Consider the following 26,745-nt stretch of genomic DNA (forward strand, 5'->3'; position numbering starts at 1 on the left):
AGAGTGACTTAAAAGCAAAGCTTTTGGGTCACTCTTTTACATATCTTAAGTTCAAATGACTATTTCGAATATACTCATTGGTTGTCTTACTACCTAAATCTAATAAACTAGGTGGCTAAACAAAAATTTTCTAACCTTCCAGCAATGCTATGTAAACAACTTCAGTATTTTCCAGTTCAATGATTAACTTATAAGTATCATCATCATTTGCCTTGTATATCTTCGTTCCTACTGGCAATTGGCTAGCAACTCCATCTTTAAATAACCATTTACTATTAGTTTGTCTAGTGATTTCACCAAGCTCTTCACCTTTCGTTAGTTCTAATTTTTGAATCCACTCTATGTTGGCAGCATTTGAATAGACCAAACCATCATTCCACTGAAAGATATCTGCATCTTCATTTTCCTTAATGACATCCCTTGCTGTTGGGTTACCAAGATTTTGAGAACATCCAACCAAAAATAATAGTAATAAGAGACTAATAGTAATGTACCTCATAATGCCCTCCTATTAATCGGATGAAAAATGTTTCTTCAAAATATCTGATTTTGCAAATTCATTTTTTCATTTTATAACCTCAAAATTATTAAATGGAAAAAACACAATTTTTGCAGTGCCTAATACTTTTTCTCTCGATACAAAACCAACGCTAGGATCTCGGCTATCTTTACTAAATCGGCGATTATCTCCTAAAACAAAAAAGTATCCTTCTGGCACAACTACCTCACCTAAGTATTCGTCTAATGTAAAATCCTCAGTAAGTGTACCATTATCTTGTAACTCTTTTTTATATGTCTCCAAGTAGGGTTCTTCGTATCGCTTATTGTTAACAAATAGTTCATCATTTTCGTAAGAAATGCGGTCGCCAGGAACACCAATAATACGCTTGATATAATTAGTATCTTCCTTCGCCTCAAATACAATCACATCGAATCGGTTATACTCCGTCAATCTTGGTCCAATTTTATCCACTACTACTTTGTCCCCATTTTCAAAGGTAGGCATCATAGATGCGCCATCCACAACAATTGGCGTTAAAAGGAAAAACCTTATTCCCCATGCAAATAAAAAAGCAATACCTATCGCTTTTATCCATTCTAATAATTCATTTTTTTCTTTACTTTTTCCCATCTATATCAACCCCCAAATGATTTTACATAATAGACGTTTGAATTTTCTATAAGTTTCAAAAATCTATAATAGTAATAGAATTAATAGTAATTTTTATTTAATGAAGTTTTATTAGCTTGTCTCAATTAATAAATAAAAGAAAGCTTCTGCGCCCCCCGATGTAACCGAGGATACAAAAGCTTTTTTCTATATACCGCTTTTATTATTAATAACCACCATAGTATGGCTGATAAGGATATGGTGTATATGGATAGTAATAAGGATATGGATATGGATACGGGTAATATGGATATGGTTGCCTATACCCTCCGAATCCTCCATATAATGCAGAACCTACAAGACCTCCGACTAAGCCCCCTACAAATGGGCTCCCAAAGCCTCCAAATCCAGCGCCTCTAAAACCGCCATATCCAGGACCCCTAAAACCTCCCCGAAATCTTACCATGCTACTCCTCCTTTCCTCTCAGTGTATGCCACTGGGGAAGGTGAGTCTGTGCGTTTGCCCTATTCTTCGTCTGCCATTCTTTCCACTAGTGTAGCTAACGTACGTACCATAACTCCTGTACCACCTTTTGGTCCAAAGTCATGAGCCGCTTTCGTATCTGAAGTACCTGCAATGTCAAGATGAATCCACGGAGTTTCCTCAACAAATTCTCCAACAAACCCACCACCGAAAATCATATGCCCATCTCCACCAGGTGAATTATTTAGATCTGCTACATCACTTTTACGAATACGCTTTTTGTCATTTTCAGTTAGTGGCAGTCTCCAAACGAATTCCCCTGTCTCGAGTGAGGATTCCATGAAAGTTTCGAAGAATTCTTCATTGTTCGTTAATGCGCCAGTTTTATCGTACCCTAGAGCCGTTATAACTCCACCGGTTAACGTTGCAACATCTACAATATAGTTCGCTCCTTGTTGCTTAGCATATGTTACAGCATCTGCTAAAACTAAGCGCCCTTCTGCATCAGTATTTAAAATTTCAATAGTTTTGCCACTCATTGATGTAATAACATCATCTGGTTTAAAAGCATTGCCTGAAATCATGTTATCTGTAGAGGCTATAACAGCAATGACGTTTTTATTTGGACGAAGCTCTCCAATAATTTGCATTGCACCTAAAACTGCTGCTGCTCCCCCCATATCGCCCTTCATACCAACGATTCCTGTTTTAGTTTTAATAGAATAGCCACCTGTATCAAAAGTGATACCTTTCCCTACTAAACCTACAACATCAGTCCAGTCATCCGTTACTTGATACTTTAAAGCAATAAGTCTTGGTTCTTCAACGGAGCCTTGATTTACAGCTAGGAGTGCACCCATTCCAAGTTCTTCAATCTCTTTTTTACCAAGAATTTCTGTTTCAAATCCGTATGTTTCTCCAAGTTCTCTTGCATATTCCCCTAATTGAGTAGAGGTCAATACATTACCTGGCGTGTTAACAAGAATTCTTGCTTCATTTACAGCATCTGCATATATAGTACCTACCTCAAAATAAGAAACGACCTCATCATCCTCTTCGTCCATTAACAGTTCGATAGACGGTAAATAATAGTCCGGAACATTCGAAGTTGTTTTATACCCCTCATATGTAAACGACCCCATGCCGATACCTTCAGCTGCTAAGTATGCTACATCTGCTACAGTTATCGCTTCTGTAGTAAATGAAGGAAGCCAAATACCTAGTGACTCTGGTTTACTACTTAGTAATTCTTTACCCACAAGACCAAACGCTTCTCGCACTCGCTCTTGTGTTAATTGTTTACGATCACCGATTCCTACAAATAGCACTCTTTTTACTGACTCATGATTTGATACAGGAATTTTGACGATTTTCTTTAACTCTGTAGATATATCCCCACTTTTTACCCAGTCCCCGATATGCTCTCCAAAACTATTTAAAAAAGTATCCCATTTTGGTGTATTTTCTACATGCTTTGAAACCGCAACTACAAGCGTTTCAGATTGTACTTCTTCAAACAATACTTCATTTGTATGGATAATCATCATTTTTCCCCCTACTATTTCGGATATAATCTTATTATATAGGAACTTTACGTATTTTTCGAATTGTTTGAGTGTGTTATACTATCAATAATATAAGTTCAAATGAAAGGCGGTGTCTACTTTGGCAATCCTCCAAAATACTCCACTTATGGCTGCACTTTTTTCTATTTTCTTTGCACAATTCGTCAAAATTCCTATTCACTTTTTAATGACTAGAAAATTAGATTGGTCGTTATTCACTTCAACTGGTGGAATGCCTAGTTCTCACTCTGCTGCTGTTACTTCTTTATGTACCGCTATTGCTTTTGAAACAGGGCTTGGCTCACCATTGTTTGCAGTTGCTACGGTATTTGCAGTAATTGTTATGTTCGATGCAACAGGCGTACGTTTTCAAGCAGGTCAACAAGCAATTATGATCAATAAAATGCGTCTTGACTTCCAGCAATTCGTGGAGCAAACGAAAGATTGGTCACATAAGAAAAATGAAGAAAAAATAGAAGAACTCAAAACTTTACTTGGTCATAAACCTATTGAAGTTTTCATGGGTGCCATAACTGGTATACTGATTTCTGTTGTAATTTATAGCTTTATTTAACAACAAAAACTCTAGTCATCCTTTAAGAGAATAAACTTGTTTCTAACTGTTTTCGGATTGTTGCGGGCTGGCGTTGCTACATCAATACCGCAGGATATCGAGAGGCTGGTCATGACTTACGTCACGACCAGCCTCTCCTTTTATCGATATTTTTTTGATATATGCCCGTCCATAGCTCCCCTACAACTGCTAGAAAAAGATTAAGTGCATTTTGGAGAACTATAGAAAATATACTTTCTTATTCACCCCCACGGAATGCGTCCGCCCAAGACGGAAATGTGTAGTATTATTCATTGATTAAATTACCATGAAACCAGTGTATTTGGGACGTTCTTATATATTTTCTTAAAGAAAAGGATGGCTCAATTGAGCCATCCTTTTCTATTAAAACATTTGATATCCATTTTTTCTTAAGTATTTTATAACAAATCCTGCGGCGATTGCACCAACAAGACCACCAGCTAAAATAATTATATCCGCAGCGTGAAGAGATACAATTTTTTCCCCTAGAGCAGAAAATGCAGATCCTGGTTTTGTAAAATAATCAAAAAATCCAACTTCATCAATGATTAGCACCACAACAATCGGATATAGAATGGCCATGAACCATGTCATACGAAGTAACATATTCAATAAGAAGGCGATTCCAAAAAACATGACAAAAAATATAACAACTGAAAGTATCATTTGAACTAACATAAACTCCATATTATATAACCTCCGTAACATCTGTAAATAGTTTACCTTAACGGAGGTTAGTATTCAATGAACATATTTGTTTTCACTTTTTTGTCATAATCTTCATTACTTTCTTCCAGAACCATTACAGCAGCTGCATGTTTCAGATCCACCTAATCTAAGCTGGAAATAGCCTTCTCCTTTGCAATACGGACAATGCGTGTTTTTTGTTTCAGTTTTCATTCTTGTCATAGAAATCGTCTCCTTTTCGGTCTATTTATAATATTCAGATAATATATCACATACAAAATAATTTGTAAAGGGGAATATAGTTACACAACTTTGCTACTTTATATTATCTTTACGACCAAATAAGTTATAACAATTGATGAAACTTTTAACAAAATACTTCTATTTCAGTAATACTGGATCGCCAAACGATTTATCTACTTACTTATTATATAAAAGAAAAGCCCCCACTAAAAAGAAAGTGGGAGCTACTATAGTTTCTTGTAATTATAAGCTGAATTTACCTTTTTTCACTACTAGTGGAATTCCACCGATCATGTAAAGGGCACGATTATCAATTACTTTTTTCATAATTGATGCTTTTGTACCAGTAAGTTTTCTTCCCATTACATCCCCGATTGCATCATGTTCTCCAAGAGAACATACAGTTCCTTTTAAGCTTGGGGTAAATTCTTCTGTTGCGTTACCATTCATAAGAGCTACAATATTTTTTGCAACAGTTACTGCTTGTTGCATTGCAATTTGAGCTGTTGGTGGGTATGGACGGTTAATAGCTTCATTGATCATTAGAGCACAATCCCCAACGATGAAGACATCAGGGAATCCAGGAGCTCTCATATCTTTTTCTACTTTAACGCGCGCACGCATATTTTCAATACCTGATGATTCGATTAAGCGATTTCCGCGAACTCCAGCAGCCCATACTACTGTACCAGCTTTGATGAATTCGAATTCTTCTTCGCCTTTTTTAATTTTCACGCCTTCTGGAGTTGCCTCAACTACTGGAGTTCCAATAGAGAATTCAATTCCTTTAGCCTCTAATTGTCTAACCGCATATTCAACTAGCTCTGGGTCAAATCCTGGTAATACCATTGGAGCTGCCTCTACACAAACTACGCGAACTTTTTCTTTCGGTACATCGTACTCTTTACAAAGTTCAGGAACACGATTTCCTAATTCACCTAAGAATTCAATACCAGAGAACCCTGCTCCACCAACTACAATTGTAAGGCGAGTATCATCTTGTACTTCCTCTGTGGACCATGTCGCGAATTGATATTCAATATGATCACGTATTTGACGAGCAGCATTGACGTTAGCAATTGAAAGTGCATATTTATCTAAGCCAGGTATACCGAATGTCTCACCCTCAAAGCCCAAACCGATAACTAAATAGTCATATGTATACTCACCAGCACTCGTTGTAACTTTTTTAGTATTTACGTCAATCGCATCTACTGTGGCTTTTACAAAGTTTACTTTACTAGAATTGATTACACTTTTAACATCATAACGAACTTGATCTGGACGTAATGTTCCAGCAGAAGCTTCATGTAACCATGTAGATTCATAATGATAATCATTTTTATTGATCAATGTAATATCCGCTGCATTTGCACCTACTAATTTTTGAAGGTTTACTACTGTAGATAGTCCACCATATCCTGCACCCAATACTAGAATTGTTGGTCTTTTCACGAAGATCGCAACCACCTTTTTATATTTTTTGAGAAAAGTTATGACACAGAATCTACATCATAAAACTCTTCATCTTTGTCTATTGTTCGACAAAAACTCTTACTTCCTATATTAGACCTTTTTACACACGATTTCAATACAATGTTATTTTATTGTAAAGGTCTGAAAATACTGTGATTAAACCTCCACAATTGTTTAAATATGCCTGTGATATACTATGAAAAACATAACAAAGATCAATACAACTTTATATCGTTTACGTAGAACTTAGGACAAACCTGTTACACTATTTGCAGACTACAGAATGAGTTAGAAAGAGGAATGGTGTAGCGGCAGTGGTGGCTCCTCGCTCACCCCGCTAAAAAAAGTCCACTTGAAATGGAAATTAGCATTTTGGACAGATCGTATTCTGCAAAAATAACTGGGATACTGAGTTCAAGGCAATTAAAATTTTCTACTCTATTATAAAAAAAGAACATTTCCTATAGCAGAAAATGTTCTTTCGTCTATTAGCAGCTTTCAGGCGTTCCTTCTTTTTTAGCTGTTCTAAATGATGTCCCACATCCACAAGATGCGATAGCATTAGGATTTTCTATTGTGAATCCACCACCCATTAAGGATTCCTTATAATCGATTGTGGTTCCATTCAGTATAGAGGCATCTTCTGTTGATACTACTATGTCTATTCCGTGCTGATGAAGTTCTATATCTTCTTGCTGTTTTTCTTTTTCAAATCCCATTCCATAAGAAAGACCGCTGCACCCACCACCATTTACTGATACACGAAGGGCAGAGCCTTCTTCTCCATTATGTGTCATCATTTCTTTTACGCGGTAAGCTGCCGCTTCAGATAAAATAACTACTTCTGACATCTGAATCACCTTCCCTTTCTTATCTATATCATATCAATGTTTTTACTATGTACACAAGGAAAACTACTCGAATATTTACTTCGCTTTCAAGATGTATTTCAGGTATAATAGAACTATAATGTAGTTGAGTGAAAAGAGGACTAAAGATGGAATTAACTCCCTATTATCAAAAAGACATTGAATGCTTACACTGTAAAAAAAAGTTCAAAACGACAAAGGTTCGCTCAAAATTTATAAAAGTTGTATCGCATGATACAGATTTTCAACCTATATATGAAAACAAAGAAGTAAACCCCTTGTTATATAACATATTTGTTTGCGAGCATTGTGGGTTTTCGTTTACAGATGACTTCACAAAATACTTTGCTCCAGGTGCAAAGGAAATAATCCAAGAACAAGTTGCCAGTAAATGGACACCAAGATCATTTGGTAATGAACGTACGATTGAAGAGGGAATTATGACCTATAAACTAGGAATTCTTTCTGGTACTTTAAAAAAAGAGAAATTTGTAAGTTTGGCAGGTTTAGCGCTTCGTACAGCGTGGTTATACCGATTACAGGATAAACAGAAAGAGGAATATCGATTTATGGAAATAGCTCGTGATCGTTATGCGGATTCCTATTCTAATGATGACTATAATGGCACTCAAATGTCCGAATCCCGTATGCTCTATTTAATAGCAGAACTATCAAGAAAAATCGGTGATATTGAATATGCTACACGTTACTTCTCTAAAGTAATTGAAAAACAAAGTACCTCTGTAGAACCAACTATTACTGAAATGGCAAAAAATCGTTGGCAAGAAATTCGTACTCAAAAAGAAAAAGAAGCCCTCTAAAGAGGCTTCTTTTTTCTACTTTAAGAAATTAAAAGTTTATGGCATATAAATAACTTGCTACAAGTGATTCTTTGTCCATATTCCACCGCTCGGGGTCAAATGTGAAAAAGCTGCTCCAGCGCAAAGCTCGTCGCAAACAAGTGAATTGTGGTGGCTGAGAAGCTCCTCCTCGCTTTTCCCCATTTGCTCTTATCGAGGCAGACATAGGCGCTTGCGCTTTTATTTGTTATTAAAATACTTGCTCTACTTCTACTACTCCTGGTACTTCTTCCAAAAGTGCACGTTCGATACCTGCTTTAAGTGTAATCGTTGAACTTGGGCAGCTGCCACAAGCTCCTAGAAGGCGTAGTTTTACAATACCATCTTCAATATCTACAAGCTCACAGTCTCCTCCATCTCGAAGTAAAAATGGACGTAATTTATCTAAAACTTCTTGAACTTGTTCATTCATTGTATCAGTCATATCTATCGACTCCTTTCGCTATAATCATTATAATGTGAAGGAAGGAAAAAATCCAATAAAGAATTCCGAGGAGGTCACCATTATGACGTTTCAATCATTAAATATAGAAGTTTTTGGAGCAGATGTTGTATGTGCTAGTTGCGTAAATGCACCATCTTCCATGGATACATACGAATGGCTACAAGCAGCCATTGACCGTAAATTTCCAAATCACCAAGTTACTTTCAGCTATATCGATATCGAAAAGCCAATTGAGAATGAGCGACATCAAAATATTGCCAATCGAATTGCAGAGGATGAATTTTTCTACCCACTCGTGATGATCAATACTGATGTCATTGCAGAAGGCTATATCCAATTAAAACCAATCTATGCTGCACTTGAGAAATATGGCTATAAGGAATAATATTACGACAAAAAAAGCTTCAAAGCGCTCAAGATAGAGCCTTTCGAAGCTTTTTATATTACCCGTTATGACGCTTATACATCCAAAGTAAACCTGATTTCATCAAACGTGCAATTCGTCCAGTGACTGAGATGTCTGCCAAGTATGCAAATCCTTGTTTTTTCCCAAGTGAGCCCATAAACCCTTTAAGTTTAATTTCAGGCATTTTCTCAGGAAGTGGTGTATCTTTCCAGCGTGCTTGAAGCACTTTAACAATTTGCTCTGCTTGTTCTTCTGCCAGCTGAGCACTTGGCGCTAATGGTAGAGATGCAGCATCACCAACAACATATACATTTGGATAACTTGGTAAATCGTGATATTGTGTTAAAATGACGCGACCAGTTTTATCTTTTTCACCTGGTAGGGCTCTTACAGGAGCCGCAGGTTGAATCCCCGCTGTCCAAACAACTACATCCACAGGAATTACTTCTTCATGATTGAATAATTTGTTCGGCTCTACTTTTGTAATATTTGAATTACTAACCACATCTACATTGTTTGTGTCGAACCACTTCTGTACATAATTACTTAATCGTTCTGGGAAATCTCTTAAAACACGAGGACTGCGGTCAAATAGCTTGATCGATAAGTCTGGACGGCTTTCGCGAAGTTCACTTGCTAGCTCTATTCCACTAAGTCCCGCTCCAACAATACCTACAACAGAACCTGAAGGTAGACCCCCAATTTTATTATACGTATCTCTTGAACGGCCAATCGTTTGTATGCTATAAGTAAATTCATCTGCTCCAGGTACGTTATGGTATTTGTCCTCACATCCGAGTCCAATTACTAGGTCATCATATTCAATGGCTTGTCCATCAGCTAGTAAGACTTGTTTACTTTCTACATCAATTTCTAAAATTTCTCCGTAGGTTACTTTTAGTTTATCGTTCTCTGGAAATGCTACTCGAATACCACTATCCGGAGAAGTTCCAGCAGCTAGTGCATAAAATTCAGTTTTTAAACTATGGAACGGCGTTCTGTCTATTAAAGTAATTTCTACATCATCAGGAATATTATTTGGCAATAAGCGAAGTAATATTCGCATATTTCCATATCCCCCACCTAATAATACTAATTTTCGCATAATATTCTCCCTTAAATTTAATGTCATCTCAAATTATAATAGATTGTGATACATTTCACAATAGAACATCTTAATTGACGTTTTCTTTAAAAAAGAGTAGCATGACCATGTAGTGAGGTGAACAGCTGTGAATCCTATGGTTGAATTTTGTATAAGCAACCTTGCAAACGGGTCCCAAGAAGCTTTCGACATATTAGAACAGGACTCCAATTTAGATGTGTTAGAGTATGGTTGCCTGAGTTATTGCTCCCTCTGTTCTGAAACTTTATTTGCCATAGTAAATGGTGAGGTTGTAGAAGCAAATACCCCAAGCGAACTTGTTGCAAACATTTATCAATATATAGAGGACAATCCTCTATTTTAAAAGACTGAGACTTCAATCTACAGTCTTTTTATTTTGTCCATTCGCTTAAAGAATCTAAATAATAGGTAGGTTGCTCTGCCTGAAGCTTAACTTCTGCAGTACTGTTTACCCCACTATTTACATGCACTGTATCTATCCCCATATGAATTCCTGTCATAATATCTGTTTGATAGTTATCCCCAATCATAACCATCTCTTCTTTGTTAAATCCATACTGTTTTTGAATGAACTCTAACATAAATGGTTGAGGTTTCCCCATATATACAGGCTCTGCTCCGGTAGAATGCTCGACTAATTTTGTAAAAGCTCCATTACCCGGTAAAAATCCTATTTCTGAAGGAAAAGCATGATCACTATTCGTTGATAAGAATGCTGCTCCAGCACGTATTGAAAGACAAGCAGTAGCTAGCTTTTCATAATTAATAGCGCGATCAATTCCAAGAACGACAACATCTGCCATACCTGTAGTAATGGAAATATCTCTTGATTTAAGCGCATCTTCCAATCCAAGTTCACCAATCATAAATACTTCTTTGCCCGGTAAATACTCGTTAATATAATTTGCCGCAGCAATTGAAGATGAAATAATATGTGAGGTATCTATATGAATATCCATAATAGCTAGCTTTTCCTGAAGCTGCTTTTGGGTCATAGAGGAATTATTCGTAACAAAAAAAGGTTCTGTTCCATTGCTTTGCAAATAATGTATAAATTCTACAGCCTCAGGAATAGGCGTTTTCCCTCTATAGACAGTACCATCTAAATCAATAAAATATGCTTTATAATTTAACATTGGAATCCTCAGGTAAAAATGCAGAAACTGGTCCTAATTCATCTACTAAATATGTTTCCACTGCTTTAGGGTATTCCTTTAAGAATCGTAAATTCTTTGTCAGAACTTCCTCTAATTTCAAGTGATCCACCGCATAAAATTGACGAACAAGTACTTTTCTAAACTCGATAACTTCTTTTAAAGGGCCGTCCATTTCAACTGTGATAACTTTTTCATCCGTTAAAATATCGATAATATCATCGTATCCACCTGGATCACGCATAATAAACCCATCAATCATCGAATTACCTACATCGATAATAGACTCAATAATATTTTGACCAATTCGCTCAAACGCTAATTTGGATACTTCATCTGCTTGCCAATCTTGTTTTGCCTCTATAATGCCTAACAACTGGTTCATATGTGCCAATGTTAAAGCAATTTTTTTTCTATCTACAAAATACATTGAAAAGCCTCCTAATTGTTGTTCATTTGATATATACTCCTATTCTATAGTACCATAATTCTAAGGTAGGAAGGAGTGACACATGGTGGAACGATTTTATTTGTACGATGATGTAGAAGATACCAAAACGCGATTTGTTGGCTTTACAGGGGAATCCCAAAGATATGATTTAGCCATTTCCCAAAGCTCTCGTTTTTATGGAAAAGTACTTGTGATGGATATACAATATGGACGAGCAGCAATAATCGGAGCGGATGATGTCGAAGAACCGGGCTATCTCGAACATGTATTTAATAGATCAGAAGAAGAGGCTGTAGAATTACGAGATTATCTACGTGAATTATTAAGTTAATATAAAGTGGCTAGTTGTGATTACTATCACGACTAGCTATTTTTAAAAAGATAAGTATATAAAAATGTCCTGTGTGCACTGGGTTGATGGTACTTAAAAAAATGAATAATACTACTACTGATTTTCGTTTCAGATGGACGCTTTCCGCAGGCGTTGCCCCAGCCCCCTCGCTACGCTGTGGGGTCTTCGCCTAACGCTTTTCCTGCTGGAGACGCCACCCTACACTTCAATCAACATAGTGAGTAGTACTCCACAATAAGATTAAGCATAGCTTATCACTTAGATGATAATAGTAGTCAAAGTTAAAATAGTGATAATATCGTCTGTCAAAATTAGCGATACTCTTCTGTAAGGAAGAATGAAGAAGGTAGATTTCCTTTTTTACTAGTGGAAATAAAGAGAAATAGTAAGTGTTCACTATATAAAGAAGTGAAAGAGCGAACGAAATTGCATCTTCGAGAGCTTGATCTATCAATTTGAAGTATCTTATCTCTAATTATCCAAAACCTTACTAAACCGTTTTTAAGTGCTGTAGAAGTGCGATGGACAGATAAATCCATAAGAGTACCAAAAAAAGAAGGGGCGGATAATAATAATATAGCAAAACGTCCAAAGCCCCTGGAAAACGATAGAAACAGGATTTGACCTTAAAGGAACCGACTTTTTTTGCCCGGTTTTTCTTATATGCTTTCGGAGAGCCCATAAAACAAAAAACCTTGAGTAGATCATAGTTGATCTTGCTCAAGGTTTTCGTTTACTTCTTTTATAGCTTCTACTGGAACTATTTTTGGAGCTACTCCTGTTTTCTTCACGACGAAGTAGGCACAGCCAAAATTACAATACTCATATAGATAATCTTTCATCGTCCCTATTTTCGTATCAAATGTAGCTTTATGACTACGGTCCTCAAAAAAACCTTTAAGACGAAGCTGGCCGTAACCCCAATCACCCATAATATAATCGTATTTAGTTAAAATTTCACTATAACGATCTAAAAAGGCTTCTTCTTTAAATGCCTCACGATAATCTTCTATAATCTCATAAGTAAAGCCTTCTGCAACTATCATTCAATCACCATCCATTAGCTATTTGGAGTAGCTAGAAGTTCCTCACCTTGCAATTGTCTTTGCTTAGCGGCAGCGTTAACCTGTTCATCTGCATGATAACTACTTCTAACAAGTGGACCAGCTTCACAATGTGAGAATCCTTTGCTCATGGCAATTTTACGCAATTCTCCAAATTCGGCTGGGGAGTAATATTTAAGAACTGGTAAATGTTTTTTTGAAGGCTGTAAGTATTGACCAATCGTCATTATATCTACGTTGTTAGCACGAAGATCATCCATCACTTCTAGTATCTCTTCATGTGTTTCTCCTAAACCTAACATTAGTGACGATTTTGTCGGAATGCTTGGTTGCATTTCTTTTGCTCGACGTAGTAGCTCTAGTGAACGATCGTATTTAGCTCTTGCACGAACTCTTGGAGTCAGTCGACGAACTGTTTCAATATTATGGTTAAGGATATCGGGTTTTGCATCCATAATATTACGGATATTTTGCTCAATTCCACCCATATCAGAAGGTAAAACTTCTATTGAAGTAAAAGGATTTTTTCGGCGAATCGCACGAATAGTCTCAGCAAAAACCTCAGAACCACCATCTTTTAAATCATCACGAGCAACTGCTGTTACGACTACATGTTTTAAATTCATAATAACAACTGAATCAGCAACTCTTTCTGGTTCAGCCAAATCTAATTCATTAGGTAAACCAGTTTTTACTGCACAAAAACGGCAAGCACGTGTGCAAATAGCTCCTAAAATCATAAATGTAGCAGTTCTACGTGAACCCCAACACTCATGTATATTTGGACATTTTGCTTCCTCACATACTGTATTTAAATTATTTTCACGCATTAACTTTTTTAGACCTTTGTATTCATCGTTCGTATTTAACTTAATTTTTAACCATTCTGGTTTTCGTTGGTACTCTGTTTTCGTTGGTTTACACGATGTCATTTCGTCTCGACCCCATTCTAAATAAACTAACTACACTGTTGTCAATGTAACATATTATTTAATTGCAAACAACCATACAATTCCCTGAGACATCCAATGTTATAATAGCTAAACTACTCTTTTACCTTTGAAACTCCATATAGAGAAAAATAAGATAAGGATGATGACTACCGTTATAAATCCAAACATAACGGATCCAGTAAGACCTAATACTAAATAGCCAATTGCAGCAATGACTGCACTAATAATGGCGTATGGTAACTGGGTCATTACGTGGTCAATTACGTTTACCCCTGCCCCAGTTGCTGACATAATGGTTGTATCTGAAATAGGGGAACAATGATCACCAAAAACTGCACCTGCTAAAACTGCCGCTAAAACTGGAAGTAATAATTCCGGCTCTACTACCATAATGATGCTTGCTCCAATTGGTAGTAAAATCCCAAAGGATCCCCATGACGATCCAGTTGCGAAAGCCATAAAAGCTGTTAAAACAAAAAGTAAGACTGGTATTATCCCTACCGGAATATTATTTTCTGTAACAAGCTTAGCTAAAAACTCACCAGTTCCTAGTGCTGTTATTAAAAACGAAAGAGACCAAGCAAATATTAAAATACAAATAGCCGGTAACATTGAATTTATACCTGAAATAACTGCTTTCCCTATTAACCCTATATTTGCCTCTGTGTTTTTCTTGAATTGACGAGTATACAATAATATAGCTAAAATACTCGATACCAGCCCACCTAAAAATAGAGAGAATGGAACGTCTGTGTTCTCAAAAATAACAAATAAGTTCATTACTTTTCCTGAAGCTTGGTAGCCTGTCCAAAACATCGCAAATAGAGTTACAGCAATTAACGATACAATTGGTAGGATTAAATCATTCACTTTACCAAAATTATTTTCCGGGAAATTACCTTGTAAATCACCTGGATTTGATTTATTTGGATCAAAAAGAACACCCGTTTCTTTTGCAAGAGTTTCATGTTTCTTCATCTCGCCTAAGTCGTTGTCTGTCCATGCAGTAAAAAATACCATTGCAAGCGCAGCAATTACATAGAAATTCATCGGTGCCATTAACATAAACGCCTCAAGTGGTGTATAGTCTGTTACTGCATGAGTAGCAAAAATAACACCCAGCTGACTTATTAAAAATGCGCCCCAGCTAGAAACTGGAGAAACTACACAAACAGGTGCTGATGTAGAGTCGATAAAATAAGCTAGCTTTGCACGAGATACTCGATGAGAATCTGTAATTGGTCGAGCAATTTGTCCGACAGCAAGCGCATTAAAATAATCGTCTACAAAAATAATAATTCCTAAAAAGGCTGTTAATAGCTTTGATCCCCGATTTGTTTTAATACGCTTAACTGCCCATGCTGCAAAAGCTGTACTTCCTCCAGATAAGCTGACAATCGCGGTAATTACTCCGAGCAGCAATATAAAAGATAATATATAAATATTATACATATTCAATCCATTATCCCAAAACGACGTGATAAAGGAATCCCAAAGAATGATTAATGAATCAATTGGCGAAAAGCTTTCTACTAATAAAGCTGCCGAAACGATTCCGACCCCCAATGATAATAAAACTCTCTTCGTCACAAGCACCATTACAATCGCCAGTAGTGGCGGCAAAATCGAAAATATCGTATTTTCCAAAACAATTTCCTCCTAAATAAAAAAGCCAACCTAATATCATATAGGTTGGCTTTTAGTAAAAATTTTAAGCATAAATTTTCTACTCTGTAGCTCTCCATTTATACTTTTGTATAAATGACAGTGTTATTTTTGTTCAAAATAACCCCAACTAGATTTGTCTCGACGATCAGCATCTAATTTCGGCAAAACTTCCTTCCGTTTACAATCACAGTTGTCATTCTCCTGTAAACTACTCTTAAGTTCTGCAGCCTCTACCTATTTCTATTTGTTTCTCCTAGTATAGCAGTAAATGCTATGTTTTAAAGGTTTTTTATTTTTCAGGTAATGGTAGTGGTACCTCTATTGATGGAGCAGCGTCCCCATCGCCACCTGTATATATATAAGGAACTTGGCCTTGCACGATTCCCATAGCAACAGGTATACTCTGTTCAACCGTACTCATTTTACTTGCTAGAGGAACGATTATTTGTACATTTACCTTAATGTGGATATTGACTTCAACATAAGCATTATTTATACCAAATTTAGTAATTGAAGGCACTACATTTGATTGTACATTTCCGATGACGTGAAAGCGTATAGGGATTTTCGGACCTAAGTTACCAATGATGGGTATATTCGTCGCTTGCCCCATTGGAACGAAAAATACGACTCCCCCCTGATCCTCCATCGTTTGTTTATCGTACTCGATGTCATCTAAATAAGGTAGACTTGAAAAGTTCCCCTGCTCAGCTTGCTCCAAATGAGACTGAACCAGCTGATTTGTATCAGATAGTATACGATTTATTATTTCTGTATTAAATCGAGTAGTTACCATTGTAGTACTATCTGATGGTACCTCTTCGATTATGTCATTTACATCGAGCGTATTGGAAATTCTTGAGTTAATAGCTTTATTAATTACCATGGATGCTATTTTAGTTGTTTGAACTTCTGCATATTCCAAGTAGGTTGCAGTCAACTGCTTATTAATATAATAGATGAGACCTCCAACTGATAACATAAAACAGATTAAAAAAATGGCTAATTTACGCTGACTAGTAAAGAAAGCAAATCGTTTTTTCTTCTTTCTATAGAACAAAAACAATCCCCCTAATTACTACTTATGTAAGGAGAGGGATTTTCATGACTTATATTCATTTTTTTCATACTGTCCATACCATTTCACGATATCTCGAATCATTTCTGGCATAAAATATTGTTTTGGTGCAAATTTTAATGAAGGAAAAAAGTAACCGAATGTAAACATATCTAAAGTTGCCAGTGTATATATTTCTTCAAATTCAAGCTGTGTTTCATTGACTAATACTGTACCATCTTCTAGTTCTTGAAGTTGTTCATATAATATTGCTCCTAGATAGTTACCTCTGAACCCTAACCCTTTTACTTCAAGCTTTGGCCATTTTTCATTTTTCGCTGTACGAATGACTTCGAGTAGCTCTGTGCCAGTTAATGTAATGACACATGGATTAATTGGGTGTGGCAAACATTGATGTAAATCTCTCGCAGTAATCGGCCCCTGCTGAAGGTCCTTTAAAAAAATTCCTGCTGGGAACATTGCACAGTTTGCATTCGTAAAGGCTAGAAGGGCTTTTCCGAAGAAATGAGATAAATCCGATTCCTTAAACCATTCCTTCTTCAATATAGAAGGGTTATAAAAAGCAATACTAGACATTTCAGCTATTCCTTCATTTTCCCATGCTAACTGTGAATCACTTGCGTTCATTGGAACTGGCAGTGTTTCTGTACGAAATAATATTGCCCTCTTCGATTGGATTGCTCTTGCTACATGATCAAATTCCAATGTCACAAGACCAATATTCATACCGAATTTACCTGTAGCAGCTTGCAACGTATTCCCAATTACCTTACCTTCTTCAAATGCGTGATGTGTGTGCGATCCCAAAATCAAATCAACCTGAGGAATTTCCAACGAAATTATTTCGTCTTGCGACATTCCTAAATGAGACATACATATCAGAACATCCACCTGTGGACTAAGTGCTTCACATACCTCTTTCAGACGTGGAATCGGATCTTGAACATGCCACCCTAGTTTTTCATAATAAATACCATAATCTGCTGTTGCCGCAACAATACCTATTTTAATACCTGTTTGTGTCTCATGTATTTTAAAGGGCAATACCCAGGAAGGAATATTCCCTTCCAAATCAGTAAAGTTTGAGACGATAACTTCAAAATTAGCATCTATGTATAAGGCTTCCAAGTCTTCGTGGCTTAGGGTGATCCCCTCATTATTTCCAATCGTTACATAATCATATTGGGCTTCATTTAACAGTTGCACATTTCCCTTTCCAAGGGTACCTTCCGTATATATATTCGAACGATCTAAATGATCTCCAATATCTAAAGTTAAATAGGAAGCCTGTGCAGAAAGGTTTTTCCGACTTTCTGAGAGAAATTGATGAATAGCAGGCCAATTTTCTAGATGACTATGCAAATCATTTGTATGGTATATATAAATCGTCTCACTCATTTTTCTCCCACCTTAATCAAATATGCCGCGGCGTATTTTCTTCCGCTCTGTTCAGCTCCGCAGGAAAAACATTGCTCCTGCGCGAGCTCGTCGCAGAAAACATCTGCTCCTACGCAAACTAATGGCAAAGATCATTAGCTGAATGTACTTAAAATAGTCCGTCTATAATGGAACGTACACCTAATAATAGAAGTACAATGCGTAAAGCCAACACAAGTGTATCGGAATTCAACTTTTTGTTTAACTTTGCACCTATTTTTGCTCCAATATAAGCAGCAGGAATTACTGGAATTGTATACAACCAAGGTACATTGCCCAATGATATATGCGTAACAGAGTTCACCATTGATGATAAAAACACCATAAACATAGACGTACCAACTGCTACATGTGGTGGGAAGAGGAATAATAAAATCATCGCAGGTACGATGATAGACCCCCCGCCAATACCAAATAGACCGGATGCAAATCCAACACCAAAAGTTAATAATAATGCAAACCAAATTGGATATCCGTATACATATGTTTTATTGCCATCATTAAAGGTTTTCTTTTTCCCGTTTTCCACAAACCACTGAACTGGTTTTAAGCGATCTCTAACTAACAATAAAGTGGATAAGATAACAAGTAAAATACCAAAATATAAGTTAAAAGAAGGCAAATCCAATCCTTTGTTTACAAATGCTCCAAGTACTGTTCCAGGAATACTACCGATAAAAAAAATAAACCCACTTTTAAAGTCTACCGTTTTAGTCTTCATATAGGATAGTGTAGAGGACAGCCCTGTGAATATCATCATAATAACAGATAGCCCAACAACACTTTGAGGTGTAATGTTTGGTATTAGGCCAAGAGAAGCTCCAAAAAACAGCGTAGCCGGCACTAAAATAACGCCTCCGCCAAGACCAACCAAGGCTCCTACTATCCCAGAGAAAAGCCCGCCAATTGCCAGTATAATCCATACCATCTAAAAATCTCCTTCAAATAAATCTAATTGTTTTGGAGCAAGTCCTTCAAAATTTAATCCTAGCATGTTCTGAAACGTTTTTGCATTGCTTGCTGCATGCCCACCAGAGTTATTATTAAATAAGACTACAACTTCATTTGCTTGTTTCTCCAAATGCTCGCAAACGCTTTTTATAGTAGAAAGTTCTTCTTTATTATAATCATATAGGTACCTTACTTCTCTCCACTTCACGTTATTGCCAGGATTAACCCATCCATATGTATTTCTACCATGCAACCGAACTAGCACCTTATTTGTAGTGGCGATCGGAACTAATGGAATACTGCCTTCACCAGCCTGTGGTTCATCACAAACACTATGATGAAAATAATTTTCCTTCAAAAATTGAAGTGTGGAGTCTTTGTATTCAGGAGCATACCAGGATTGGTGACGAAACTCAATAACCACTTCAAAATCCTTTAACTCCTCCCTAACTTTACGTATATATTGCACGCTTTCCTTATTGCATTGGAACCAAGGTGGAAATTGCGCAAGTATCATTGAAAGCTTCCCCGCTTCTTTAAATGGCATAATCGACTGTCTATATAATTCAAACATTTCCTCGAGCGAATCAAAAGGTAATTCACCACGTAAATGACCAGTTATCCCTTGATAACACTTCACGACAAATTGAAAATTATCTGGTGTACTTTTGATCCACTTTAAGCTATTTTTTATTGGTTGAATCGCGTAAAATGCTGCGTCTAATTCCACAACGGGAAAGTGTGCACTGTAATCCTGTAATCTTTCCTTTGCGGAGGACATGTACAAGTCCGGATGATCTCCCCAACCGGTTAGGCCGATTTGAATCATTTCATCACCTCGCTATTAATACAATAATATCATATCACTGAGATTGCTTCAGTGATATTAATGACTTTTGCTGCCAAATAACTTATTTAATCTTTAGAATATGAAAAGATGGATAATAATTTTTTATTTCGCTAAAATATATATGTGTCGTTACGAATAGCCTTTACGCTTATTTGAAGCAAAGGGAGGAAATAAATATGGTTAAAGTAGATGTTTGTATCGTAGGTGCTGGTCCAGGGGGCGCACTTCTTGCTTATTTATTGGCTAGGAAGAATGTTTCTGTTGTGTTAATAGAGCGAACAAATCAAATTGGTAAAACGTTTCGTGGAGAGCATTTAAATGAAGAAGGCGAAGCGATTTTAAAAAAATATAATTTATTTGACGAAGTGGAAAAGCTCGGTCTTTTGCGAATGGAGAAACTTGAGTATTGGCAGGATGGTGAGCTGTTTAAAACAATTTTACCAGATTCAACTGTCGGGCATCTTGGCATTCATGTTCCCCAAGCGCATTTGTTACATGTATTATTAGCAGCAGCTGAGCAATACCCTACGTTCCAACTTATGTTGAGTACGAAGGTAGAGGAACTACTACAGGATGAAGATGGTACTTATACCGGTGTCTTAGCTTCACAGAATGATGAAAAGGTGCTTATTGAAAGTGAACTTGTTATTGGTGCAGATGGCCGTAATTCGACCGTTCGTAAAAAAGCGAATCTAGATGTAACTACCCGTAGACATGGTTATGATTTGCTTTGGGCAAGAATTCCAACACCAGAAAAATGGGAACCTTCTATTAAAATGGCCTTAATTGGTGATAAACAAATTTCTCTATTTACTCAAGCAAAAGGTTATATTCAAATTGGTTGGAATATTGAAGAAGGTTCATTTCCCTCACTTAGAAAGCAGCCTTTTACAACATTTATCGACCAGCTTATTTTTGCGTTTCCGGAACTTGAACAAACAGTGCGCGAAAACATTCAATCGTGGAAGGATTTCGTTCTATTAGATGTGTATAGTAGCACTAGTGAAAATTGGGGCAAAAAAGGAGTCGCATTAATCGGAGATGCAGTTCATACGATGACACCTACTGGAGCATTTGGATTGAATAGTGCATTAAAAGATGCCGATTTTCTTGCTAACTTAATTGATATTAATACAATTGATCAGCTCAATTTAGCTGATTGTGCCACGGCAAGAAAAAAAGAAGTGGCTAAGATTCAAGCCATCCAAATTGAAAAGGAACAATCTTTTGCTTCTCAATTTGTTGTAATGGTTTAAAAACTTTATAAAATACAGCAAAACCAGTCAAAATGTTTTGACTGGTTTTTTCAATGGTTTCATTTGAACGTAACTTTTCTAATAGTAACCGGAGTATTTTTGAACGCCTGTAATAGGCCATCCTTCTCAATCTGGTCCTTCATAACTTCCTTATAAGGCATTTTTACAACTAGTTCGCTCTTCAAGGGGGAGAATGATAGGGAAACAAGTTCTTCGTTTTCCCAACCGGCTATAATTGGCTCGTCCGTTGCAAATAGAAACAATTGTGGAAATCCATTTTTGAAAAAAGGATGCTTCTTCTTATTATCTCCAGGTTCGTGTAAACATATAAATAGAGATAGGAAATCCGAGAATTTCAACAGATCTAAATGATACATTAATGTCTCTTTCTTTTCCTCATTACCGACAATTCCTAATTCCTTATAAAGTCGCTCCTGTCTTTGCTTTTCTATATCCCAAAATTCTTGAACTGCGGGTTCTTCAGCATCCTGCACGAAGGAGGAATAATGTAAACTACACAATAAACAAGCATACTTACTCATTTCTTCCACCTCATCCAATCCTTTTTCATAAAAAGAAATTTTGAGGTCAGTAGGATAATCAATAAAAGAGAATGGCTCCTCCGATTTATCATTCCAAAGCGGAGACTTATCCGGATCTATCCAACCACGATCATGCTCTTGAATCGCTAGTATTACTTCTTCGATATGTTTAGAATCATAATAAAAATCATCCTTACAACACTCTGCTATTTGCTTTGAAATTTGCGCGTGATCATCCTGCGTAAACATTATATAGCTTTTATCTCGTTCAAATACAATCATTTTCAATATCCTCTCTTTTCAAAACTACACTAGTTAAATTATGAATACCACTTAATGAACTTAATCAAACTAACATTATTTAGTAAGGATTGTGTAAAAGTGCAAGCGCCATATAAGATAAAAATCAGTTTCAATCGTTTTTAAAGAGCTTTGGACAGAATTGTTGTTATATTATTACCGACTGATTTTTTTGAGGCTGAGCTAAATCTTATTCTTCGGTATAACTTACTTAATTGATTGTAGTGAAAGGTGGCGACTTCAGCGGGATGAGCGAGACAGGTGAGACATCACAACCGACGCGGAAAGCGTCTGCCTGAAGCGAAAATCAGCGGTAATGTTTAATTCTTTAAAATGCTATGAACACTCGATTCGTAGCATGATAATCCACATATAAAAAAATGCAGCAAGGCGAATTGTACACCTTGCTGCATTTATATAATTGGATTAACCTATAGAGCCTTCCATCTCGAACTTGATAAGACGGTTCATTTCTACGGCATATTCCATTGGAAGTTCTTTAGTAAATGGTTCGATGAAGCCCATTACGATCATTTCTGTTGCTTCTTCTTCACTTAGACCACGACTCATCAAGTAGAATAATTGTTCTTCAGATACTTTTGAAACTTTCGCTTCATGCTCTAAAGAAATATTATCATTCAAGATTTCGTTGTAAGGAATTGTATCAGAAGTAGACTGATTATCCATGATCAATGTATCACATTCGATATTTGCACGGGCACCTGTAGCTTTACGTCCAAAATGAACGATACCACGATATGTTACTTTACCACCTTGTTTCGAAATAGATTTAGAAACAATAGTAGAAGAAGTATTTGGAGCTAAATGCATCATTTTCGCACCAGCATCTTGGTGTTGGCCTTTACCAGCAATTGCGATAGAAAGCGTCATACCACGAGCGCCTTCACCTTTTAAGATAACAGCTGGATATTTCATCGTTAATTTTGATCCGATATTTCCGTCAATCCATTCCATCGTTGCATTCGCATCACAAACTGCACGTTTTGTAACTAAGTTATAAACGTTATTTGCCCAGTTTTGGATTGTTGTATAACGGCAATAAGCATCTTTTTTAATGATAATTTCAACAACTGCACTATGAAGTGAGTTTGTTGTGTAAACAGGAGCAGTACATCCTTCAACATAATGTACAGAAGCGCCTTCGTCTACAATAATTAGCGTACGTTCGAATTGACCCATGTTTTCAGAGTTAATACGGAAGTATGCTTGTAGTGGAGTTTCCACTTTAACACCAGGTGGTACATAGATAAATGATCCACCTGACCATACTGCTGAGTTTAGTGCAGAAAACTTATTGTCTGATGATGGTATTACTGTACCCCAGTGTTTTTTGAAAATATCTTCATTTTCACGAAGAGCGGAATCAGTATCCTTAAATACAATCCCTAAATCTTGAAGCTCTTGCTTCATGTTATGGTATACAACCTCTGATTCATACTGTGCAGAAACACCTGCAAGATATTTTTGCTCTGCTTCTGGGATACCTAATTTATCAAATGTAGCTTTGATTTCATCTGGTACTTCATCCCATGAAGTTTCTGTTTGCTCAGAAGGCTTCACGTAATAAGTAATCTCATCGAAATTTAATGACCCTAAATCTCCGCCCCATTGTGGCATTGGTTTTGAGTAAAAAATTTCTAATGCTTTTAAACGATAATCTAACATCCATTGTGGTTCTGATTTCATTCGTGATATTTCTTCTACGATTTCTTTCGTTAATCCACGTTTAGAACGGAAAATGGATACGTCTTTATCGTGGAAACCATATTTGTAATCACCAATTTCAGGCATTTTTTTTGCCATCGTATTTCCTCCGTTCGTGTGTTATTCTTTTTCTTCTGAAACGCCTTTTTCCATTGCTTTCCAAGCTAAAGTTGCACACTTGATGCGCGCTGGAAACTGAGAAACACCACTTAATGCTTCTATATCTTCAAGCTCAATAGAATCATCGTAATCTTTCCCAAGCATCATTTCTGAAAAAGTACTAGAAAGTTGTAAAGCTTCTTCTACAGACTTTCCTTTAACTGCTTGTGTCATCATGGATGCAGATGCCATAGAAATAGAGCATCCTTCTCCATCAAATTTTGCATTTTGTATCTTACCATTTTCCACTTGAAGTGTTAAATGAATGCGGTCTCCACAAGTAGGGTTATTCATATCAATTGTCAAAGCGCCATCCTCAATACTACCTTTGTTACGAGGATTTTTATAATGATCCATAATGACACGACGATAAAGTTGATCTAAATTAGAAGACATCGTTAAAATACTCCTTTGCTGAAAGCAATCCAGTAACTAGACGATCTAAATCCTCTTCTGAATTGTATATATAGAAGCTGGCACGAGCAGTTGCCACACATTGCAACCATTTCATCAATGGTTGAGCACAATGATGTCCTGCACGAACTGCAATTCCACTCATATCTAAAACTGTTGCAACATCATGTGGATGTACATCATCTAAATTGAATGTAACAATTCCTGCACGTTTCGCAGGATCAATAGGTCCATAAATCGATAATCCATCAATCGTAGACATTTTTTCCATTGCGTAAGCAGCTAACTCATGTTCATGCTTTTCAATTTCATCTAAGCCAATTTCTTCTAAGAAATCAATTGCAGCTCCAAGACCAATGGCACCAGCAATTATTGGAGTTCCTCCTTCGAATTTCCAAGGTAGCTCTTTCCACGTAGAATCATACAACCCTACGAAGTCAATCATTTCCCCACCAAATTCGATTGGTTCCATTTTATCCAATAATGCTTCTTTCCCGTATAGTACCCCTATACCAGTAGGTCCACACATTTTGTGACCAGAGAATGCAAGGAAATCACAGTCAAGCGCTTGAACATCTATTTTTAGATGTGGTGCAGCCTGTGCACCATCAACCACCATTACTGCTCCATGCTCATGTGCAATTTGTGTAATTTCTTTTATAGGATTCATTGTTCCTAAAACGTTAGATACATAAACGATTGACACAATTTTAGTTTGGTTAGTAATTGTTTCTCTAACCTTCTCTAAAGAAAGTGTACCATCCGCTTCTAAATCAATATATTTTAATACGGCACCAGTTCTCTTCGCTAATTGCTGCCAAGGAATAATGTTGGAATGGTGCTCCATATGCGTAATAACAATTTCATCGCCTTCTTTTAGGTTTGCCAGGCCGTAGCTCTGTGCCACCGTATTGATAGCAGTCGTTGTACCACGAGTAAATATAACTTCTTTAGTAGACTTAGCATTAATGAATTTGCGAACCTTTTCACGTGCTCCTTCGTAACTGTCCGTTGCTCGGTTACCAAGCGTATGAACTCCACGATGCACATTAGAGTTTTCAAATTCATAATAATTTTTAATAGCTTCAATCACTTGAATTGGTTTTTGAGAAGTAGCACCATTATCTAAATAGACTAATGGATGCCCATTGATCTCTTGATCTAAAATTGGAAAATAGCTTCGAATCTCTTTAGTATTGAGCATTAGCGAACTTTCCTTTCAATAACCTCCGTCAGCTGTTTCTTCACGCCTTCAATAGGTAATTCATTTACTACAGGAGCAAGGAATCCATGAATTACTAGACGCTCTGCTTCGTGTTGAGAAATACCACGGCTCATTAAATAGTACAACTGAAGTGGATCTACTCGGCCAACTGATGCTGCGTGACCTGCTGTTACATCATCTTCATCGATTAAAAGAATAGGATTTGCATCTCCACGGGCTTTTTCGCTTAGCATCAAAACACGAGATTCTTGCTCTGCATTAGATTTAGTAGCACCGTATTCAATTTTACCAATACCATTGAAAATAGATGATGCTTCATCCTTCATAACGCCGTGCTTAAGAATTTGACCTTCTGTATGTTTGCCCCAATGGATTACTTTTGTTGTAAAGTTTTGTTTTTGTTTACCGCGACCTACAACAACCATTTTCACATGACCCTCTGAATTATCACCAACTAAATGTGTTGTGTTTTCAGAAATAGTATCACTATCATTCATCATACCAAGTGCCCACTCTAGAACTGCATCACGACTTGTTACACCACGACGATTAACGTATGTTGTAAATCCTTCTGCTAGAACATCAACAGTTCCAAATGTAACTTTTGAATTGTCTTTAGCAATAACTTCCGTCACGATATTAGCTAGCCCTTCTGCATGATCAACAGTAGATAAGTAGTTTTCAACATATGTTACAGAACTATTTTCATCCGCTACTAATAAAGTATGATTGAAAAGGGAAGCTTTTTTATCATCATGTAAATAGATAACTTGAATTGGTTCTTCAATTACCACATTTTTAGGTACGTATACGAATACACCACCATTTAATAATGCAGCATGAAGTGCAGTTAGTTTATGTTCTGTTACTTTGACACCGTCTGTCATAAAGTATTGTTTAAAAATATCTGCATGCTCGCGAACTGCAGTGTATATATCTGTTAAAATAACACCTTTTGCTTTTAGCTCTTCTGATAATGAAAGAAAAGCAGGTGTATTATTATGTTGAATGTATATATTTTTTTGCTCATCAGCATTTACAACTGCTTTAACTTCTTCAGGTAATTCATCTAAAGATGCAAATTTACTGCTATCCACAGTATGAACTGGAAACTCTGTGAAATTCCAATTAGTAATTTTTGTTTTGTCTGGTGTTGGCATCGGAAGTGATTCAAGTTCACCAAATGCTTTTAGACGAAGTTCTGTCATCCAGCTTGGTTCTTGTTTACCTTCTGAAAAGGAGCGAATTTCTTGCTCGGTTAATGCCAATTTTGTTTCAACCGTCATGCTGATTCGTCCC

Annotated in this window: 30 protein-coding genes and 1 riboswitch; of the genes, 6 read left to right on the forward strand and 24 right to left on the reverse strand. The window is 36.6% G+C overall.

Annotation, left to right across the window (positions count from 1 at the left end; genetic code table 11):
- Positions 1-130 precede the first annotated feature (130 nt).
- The 4 genes from KD050_RS04320 to KD050_RS04335 form a co-directional block, all read right to left on the reverse strand.
- Complete coding sequence (locus KD050_RS04320) at positions 131-499, reverse strand: hypothetical protein (RefSeq protein ID WP_211895010.1); 369 nt, start codon at positions 497-499, stop codon at positions 131-133.
- Between the two features lie 66 nt (positions 500-565).
- Positions 566-1,132, reverse strand: a complete 567-nt coding sequence (gene lepB / locus KD050_RS04325) for a signal peptidase I (protein ID WP_211895011.1) — start codon at positions 1,130-1,132, stop codon at positions 566-568.
- Between the two features lie 205 nt (positions 1,133-1,337).
- Positions 1,338-1,577, reverse strand: coding sequence for a hypothetical protein (locus tag KD050_RS04330; RefSeq protein ID WP_211895012.1), 240 nt, complete (start codon positions 1,575-1,577; stop codon positions 1,338-1,340).
- A gap of 59 nt (positions 1,578-1,636) precedes the next feature.
- Positions 1,637-3,139 (reverse strand): leucyl aminopeptidase, encoded by a 1,503-nt coding sequence (locus KD050_RS04335; protein WP_211895013.1) that lies wholly within the window; start codon positions 3,137-3,139, stop codon positions 1,637-1,639.
- 121 nt (positions 3,140-3,260) lie between these two features.
- Between KD050_RS04335 and KD050_RS04340 the strand changes: the two genes are divergently transcribed.
- Entirely contained in the window at positions 3,261-3,734 is a 474-nt protein-coding gene (locus tag KD050_RS04340) for a divergent PAP2 family protein (RefSeq protein ID WP_211895014.1), read from the forward strand.
- A 384-nt stretch (positions 3,735-4,118) separates the two neighbouring features.
- Here KD050_RS04340 and KD050_RS04345 read toward each other — a convergent pair whose 3' ends face one another.
- The 4 genes from KD050_RS04345 to KD050_RS04360 all read right to left on the reverse strand — a co-directional run bounded on the left by KD050_RS04345 (position 4,119) and on the right by KD050_RS04360 (position 7,012).
- Positions 4,119-4,442 carry a YuiB family protein gene (locus tag KD050_RS04345; protein ID WP_093062552.1) on the reverse strand — a complete coding sequence of 108 codons (324 nt, stop codon included), beginning with the start codon at positions 4,440-4,442 and terminating at the stop codon, positions 4,119-4,121.
- A 96-nt stretch (positions 4,443-4,538) separates the two neighbouring features.
- The gene (locus KD050_RS04350; RefSeq protein WP_370627219.1) at positions 4,539-4,655 is read right to left on the reverse strand and encodes a YuiA family protein; all 117 of its coding nucleotides are present in this window, start codon (positions 4,653-4,655) and stop codon (positions 4,539-4,541) included.
- Positions 4,656-4,928: 273 nt separating this feature from the next.
- Positions 4,929-6,140 carry an NAD(P)/FAD-dependent oxidoreductase gene (locus tag KD050_RS04355; protein ID WP_211895016.1) on the reverse strand — a complete coding sequence of 404 codons (1,212 nt, stop codon included), beginning with the start codon at positions 6,138-6,140 and terminating at the stop codon, positions 4,929-4,931.
- A gap of 509 nt (positions 6,141-6,649) precedes the next feature.
- Positions 6,650-7,012, reverse strand: a complete 363-nt coding sequence (locus KD050_RS04360) for a HesB/IscA family protein (protein WP_211895017.1) — start codon at positions 7,010-7,012, stop codon at positions 6,650-6,652.
- A 146-nt stretch (positions 7,013-7,158) separates the two neighbouring features.
- Between KD050_RS04360 and KD050_RS04365 the strand changes: the two genes are divergently transcribed.
- Positions 7,159-7,851 (forward strand): DUF2225 domain-containing protein, encoded by a 693-nt coding sequence (locus KD050_RS04365; RefSeq protein ID WP_211895018.1) that lies wholly within the window; start codon positions 7,159-7,161, stop codon positions 7,849-7,851.
- Between the two features lie 229 nt (positions 7,852-8,080).
- Here KD050_RS04365 and KD050_RS04370 read toward each other — a convergent pair whose 3' ends face one another.
- Positions 8,081-8,314 (reverse strand): NifU family protein, encoded by a 234-nt coding sequence (locus tag KD050_RS04370; RefSeq protein WP_090567122.1) that lies wholly within the window; start codon positions 8,312-8,314, stop codon positions 8,081-8,083.
- An 82-nt stretch (positions 8,315-8,396) separates the two neighbouring features.
- Here KD050_RS04370 and KD050_RS04375 point away from each other — a divergent pair, with 82 nt between their 5' ends.
- Complete coding sequence (locus KD050_RS04375; protein WP_211895019.1) at positions 8,397-8,720, forward strand: YuzD family protein; 324 nt, start codon at positions 8,397-8,399, stop codon at positions 8,718-8,720.
- A 58-nt stretch (positions 8,721-8,778) separates the two neighbouring features.
- On the opposite strand, the gene KD050_RS04380 is transcribed toward KD050_RS04375, so the two are convergent.
- A complete protein-coding gene (locus tag KD050_RS04380) occupies positions 8,779-9,846 on the reverse strand; it encodes an NAD(P)/FAD-dependent oxidoreductase (RefSeq protein ID WP_211895020.1) in 1,068 nt (355 codons plus the stop codon).
- Between the two features lie 127 nt (positions 9,847-9,973).
- On the opposite strand from KD050_RS04380, the gene KD050_RS04385 reads away from it, so the two are divergent.
- Positions 9,974-10,210, forward strand: coding sequence for a YuzB family protein (locus tag KD050_RS04385; protein WP_090567114.1), 237 nt, complete (start codon positions 9,974-9,976; stop codon positions 10,208-10,210).
- 28 nt (positions 10,211-10,238) lie between these two features.
- On the opposite strand, the gene KD050_RS04390 is transcribed toward KD050_RS04385, so the two are convergent.
- Together KD050_RS04390 and KD050_RS04395 are read right to left on the reverse strand one after the other, a co-directional pair.
- Positions 10,239-11,003 (reverse strand): TIGR01457 family HAD-type hydrolase, encoded by a 765-nt coding sequence (locus KD050_RS04390; RefSeq protein ID WP_211895021.1) that lies wholly within the window; start codon positions 11,001-11,003, stop codon positions 10,239-10,241.
- Positions 10,990-11,451: a DUF86 domain-containing protein gene (locus KD050_RS04395; RefSeq protein ID WP_211895022.1), complete on the reverse strand. Its 462-nt coding sequence runs from the start codon at positions 11,449-11,451 to the stop codon at positions 10,990-10,992. Before KD050_RS04395 ends, KD050_RS04390 begins: the two co-directional genes overlap by 14 nt.
- An 85-nt stretch (positions 11,452-11,536) precedes the next feature.
- Between KD050_RS04395 and KD050_RS04400 the strand changes: the two genes are divergently transcribed.
- The gene (locus KD050_RS04400; RefSeq protein WP_211896199.1) at positions 11,537-11,803 is read left to right on the forward strand and encodes a DUF3055 domain-containing protein; all 267 of its coding nucleotides are present in this window, start codon (positions 11,537-11,539) and stop codon (positions 11,801-11,803) included.
- A 725-nt stretch (positions 11,804-12,528) separates the two neighbouring features.
- Here KD050_RS04400 and KD050_RS04405 read toward each other — a convergent pair.
- The 7 genes from KD050_RS04405 to KD050_RS04435 form a co-directional block, all read right to left on the reverse strand.
- The gene (locus tag KD050_RS04405; protein ID WP_211895023.1) at positions 12,529-12,870 is read right to left on the reverse strand and encodes a YutD family protein; all 342 of its coding nucleotides are present in this window, start codon (positions 12,868-12,870) and stop codon (positions 12,529-12,531) included.
- 14 nt (positions 12,871-12,884) lie between these two features.
- The gene (gene lipA / locus KD050_RS04410; protein ID WP_211895024.1) at positions 12,885-13,820 is read right to left on the reverse strand and encodes a lipoyl synthase; all 936 of its coding nucleotides are present in this window, start codon (positions 13,818-13,820) and stop codon (positions 12,885-12,887) included.
- Positions 13,821-13,928: 108 nt separating this feature from the next.
- Positions 13,929-15,488: a Na+/H+ antiporter NhaC family protein gene (locus KD050_RS04415; protein WP_211895025.1), complete on the reverse strand. Its 1,560-nt coding sequence runs from the start codon at positions 15,486-15,488 to the stop codon at positions 13,929-13,931.
- A gap of 79 nt (positions 15,489-15,567) precedes the next feature.
- Positions 15,568-15,750: riboswitch (Lysine riboswitch) on the reverse strand.
- Between the two features lie 48 nt (positions 15,751-15,798).
- Positions 15,799-16,569 (reverse strand): sporulation protein YunB, encoded by a 771-nt coding sequence (gene yunB, locus KD050_RS04420; protein WP_370627172.1) that lies wholly within the window; start codon positions 16,567-16,569, stop codon positions 15,799-15,801.
- A gap of 42 nt (positions 16,570-16,611) precedes the next feature.
- Positions 16,612-17,985: a bifunctional metallophosphatase/5'-nucleotidase gene (locus tag KD050_RS04425; protein ID WP_211895026.1), complete on the reverse strand. Its 1,374-nt coding sequence runs from the start codon at positions 17,983-17,985 to the stop codon at positions 16,612-16,614.
- 148 nt (positions 17,986-18,133) lie between these two features.
- Positions 18,134-18,952, reverse strand: a complete 819-nt coding sequence (locus tag KD050_RS04430; RefSeq protein ID WP_211895027.1) for a sulfite exporter TauE/SafE family protein — start codon at positions 18,950-18,952, stop codon at positions 18,134-18,136.
- The gene (locus tag KD050_RS04435) at positions 18,953-19,804 is read right to left on the reverse strand and encodes a DUF72 domain-containing protein (protein WP_211895028.1); all 852 of its coding nucleotides are present in this window, start codon (positions 19,802-19,804) and stop codon (positions 18,953-18,955) included.
- Between the two features lie 197 nt (positions 19,805-20,001).
- Here KD050_RS04435 and KD050_RS04440 point away from each other — a divergent pair, with 197 nt between their 5' ends.
- The gene (locus tag KD050_RS04440; protein WP_211895029.1) at positions 20,002-21,081 is read left to right on the forward strand and encodes an FAD-dependent monooxygenase; all 1,080 of its coding nucleotides are present in this window, start codon (positions 20,002-20,004) and stop codon (positions 21,079-21,081) included.
- 59 nt (positions 21,082-21,140) lie between these two features.
- Here the strand turns inward: KD050_RS04440 and KD050_RS04445 are convergent, their stop codons facing one another.
- From KD050_RS04445 to sufD, 5 genes are all read right to left on the reverse strand, one after another.
- Positions 21,141-21,905: a DUF3891 family protein gene (locus tag KD050_RS04445; RefSeq protein WP_211895030.1), complete on the reverse strand. Its 765-nt coding sequence runs from the start codon at positions 21,903-21,905 to the stop codon at positions 21,141-21,143.
- Positions 21,906-22,349: 444 nt separating this feature from the next.
- Complete coding sequence (gene sufB, locus KD050_RS04450) at positions 22,350-23,747, reverse strand: Fe-S cluster assembly protein SufB (protein ID WP_090567075.1); 1,398 nt, start codon at positions 23,745-23,747, stop codon at positions 22,350-22,352.
- Between the two features lie 21 nt (positions 23,748-23,768).
- Complete coding sequence (sufU, locus tag KD050_RS04455) at positions 23,769-24,203, reverse strand: Fe-S cluster assembly sulfur transfer protein SufU (RefSeq protein WP_211895031.1); 435 nt, start codon at positions 24,201-24,203, stop codon at positions 23,769-23,771.
- Positions 24,193-25,425 (reverse strand): cysteine desulfurase, encoded by a 1,233-nt coding sequence (locus KD050_RS04460; RefSeq protein WP_211895032.1) that lies wholly within the window; start codon positions 25,423-25,425, stop codon positions 24,193-24,195. The genes sufU and KD050_RS04460 overlap by 11 nt, the downstream gene beginning before the upstream one ends.
- Complete coding sequence (gene sufD / locus KD050_RS04465) at positions 25,425-26,732, reverse strand: Fe-S cluster assembly protein SufD (RefSeq protein ID WP_211895033.1); 1,308 nt, start codon at positions 26,730-26,732, stop codon at positions 25,425-25,427. The genes KD050_RS04460 and sufD overlap by 1 nt, the downstream gene beginning before the upstream one ends.
- Positions 26,733-26,745: the final 13 nt, after the last annotated feature.

Source organism: Psychrobacillus sp. INOP01 (genome assembly GCF_018140925.1).
Lineage (GTDB): Bacteria > Bacillota > Bacilli > Bacillales_A > Planococcaceae > Psychrobacillus.

Bases quoted from the DNA above. Each gene is read 5' to 3' on its own strand.
- KD050_RS04435 (WP_211895028.1), bottom strand. From the start codon at position 19,804: ATGATTCAAATCGGCCTAACCGGTTGGGGAGATCATCCGGACTTGTAC.
- sufB (WP_090567075.1), bottom strand. From the start codon at position 23,747: ATGGCAAAAAAAATGCCTGAAATTGGTGATTACAAATATGGTTTCCAC.
- sufD (WP_211895033.1), bottom strand. From the start codon at position 26,732: ATGACGGTTGAAACAAAATTGGCATTAACCGAGCAAGAAATTCGCTCC.
- KD050_RS04320 (WP_211895010.1), bottom strand. From the start codon at position 499: ATGAGGTACATTACTATTAGTCTCTTATTACTATTATTTTTGGTTGGA.
- KD050_RS04380 (WP_211895020.1), bottom strand. From the start codon at position 9,846: ATGCGAAAATTAGTATTATTAGGTGGGGGATATGGAAATATGCGAATA.
- KD050_RS04335 (WP_211895013.1), bottom strand. From the start codon at position 3,139: ATGATTATCCATACAAATGAAGTATTGTTTGAAGAAGTACAATCTGAA.
- KD050_RS04430 (WP_211895027.1), bottom strand. From the start codon at position 18,952: ATGGTATGGATTATACTGGCAATTGGCGGGCTTTTCTCTGGGATAGTA.
- KD050_RS04440 (WP_211895029.1), top strand. From the start codon at position 20,002: ATGGTTAAAGTAGATGTTTGTATCGTAGGTGCTGGTCCAGGGGGCGCA.
- KD050_RS04350 (WP_370627219.1), bottom strand. From the start codon at position 4,655: ATGAAAACTGAAACAAAAAACACGCATTGTCCGTATTGCAAAGGAGAA.
- KD050_RS04375 (WP_211895019.1), top strand. From the start codon at position 8,397: ATGACGTTTCAATCATTAAATATAGAAGTTTTTGGAGCAGATGTTGTA.
- sufU (WP_211895031.1), bottom strand. From the start codon at position 24,203: ATGTCTTCTAATTTAGATCAACTTTATCGTCGTGTCATTATGGATCAT.
- lepB (WP_211895011.1), bottom strand. From the start codon at position 1,132: ATGGGAAAAAGTAAAGAAAAAAATGAATTATTAGAATGGATAAAAGCG.
- lipA (WP_211895024.1), bottom strand. From the start codon at position 13,820: ATGACATCGTGTAAACCAACGAAAACAGAGTACCAACGAAAACCAGAA.
- KD050_RS04445 (WP_211895030.1), bottom strand. From the start codon at position 21,905: ATGATTGTATTTGAACGAGATAAAAGCTATATAATGTTTACGCAGGAT.
- KD050_RS04345 (WP_093062552.1), bottom strand. From the start codon at position 4,442: ATGGAGTTTATGTTAGTTCAAATGATACTTTCAGTTGTTATATTTTTT.
- KD050_RS04360 (WP_211895017.1), bottom strand. From the start codon at position 7,012: ATGTCAGAAGTAGTTATTTTATCTGAAGCGGCAGCTTACCGCGTAAAA.
- KD050_RS04405 (WP_211895023.1), bottom strand. From the start codon at position 12,870: ATGATAGTTGCAGAAGGCTTTACTTATGAGATTATAGAAGATTATCGT.
- KD050_RS04330 (WP_211895012.1), bottom strand. From the start codon at position 1,577: ATGGTAAGATTTCGGGGAGGTTTTAGGGGTCCTGGATATGGCGGTTTT.
- KD050_RS04370 (WP_090567122.1), bottom strand. From the start codon at position 8,314: ATGACTGATACAATGAATGAACAAGTTCAAGAAGTTTTAGATAAATTA.
- KD050_RS04460 (WP_211895032.1), bottom strand. From the start codon at position 25,425: ATGCTCAATACTAAAGAGATTCGAAGCTATTTTCCAATTTTAGATCAA.
- KD050_RS04390 (WP_211895021.1), bottom strand. From the start codon at position 11,003: ATGTTAAATTATAAAGCATATTTTATTGATTTAGATGGTACTGTCTAT.
- KD050_RS04365 (WP_211895018.1), top strand. From the start codon at position 7,159: ATGGAATTAACTCCCTATTATCAAAAAGACATTGAATGCTTACACTGT.
- KD050_RS04425 (WP_211895026.1), bottom strand. From the start codon at position 17,985: ATGAGTGAGACGATTTATATATACCATACAAATGATTTGCATAGTCAT.
- KD050_RS04395 (WP_211895022.1), bottom strand. From the start codon at position 11,451: ATGTATTTTGTAGATAGAAAAAAAATTGCTTTAACATTGGCACATATG.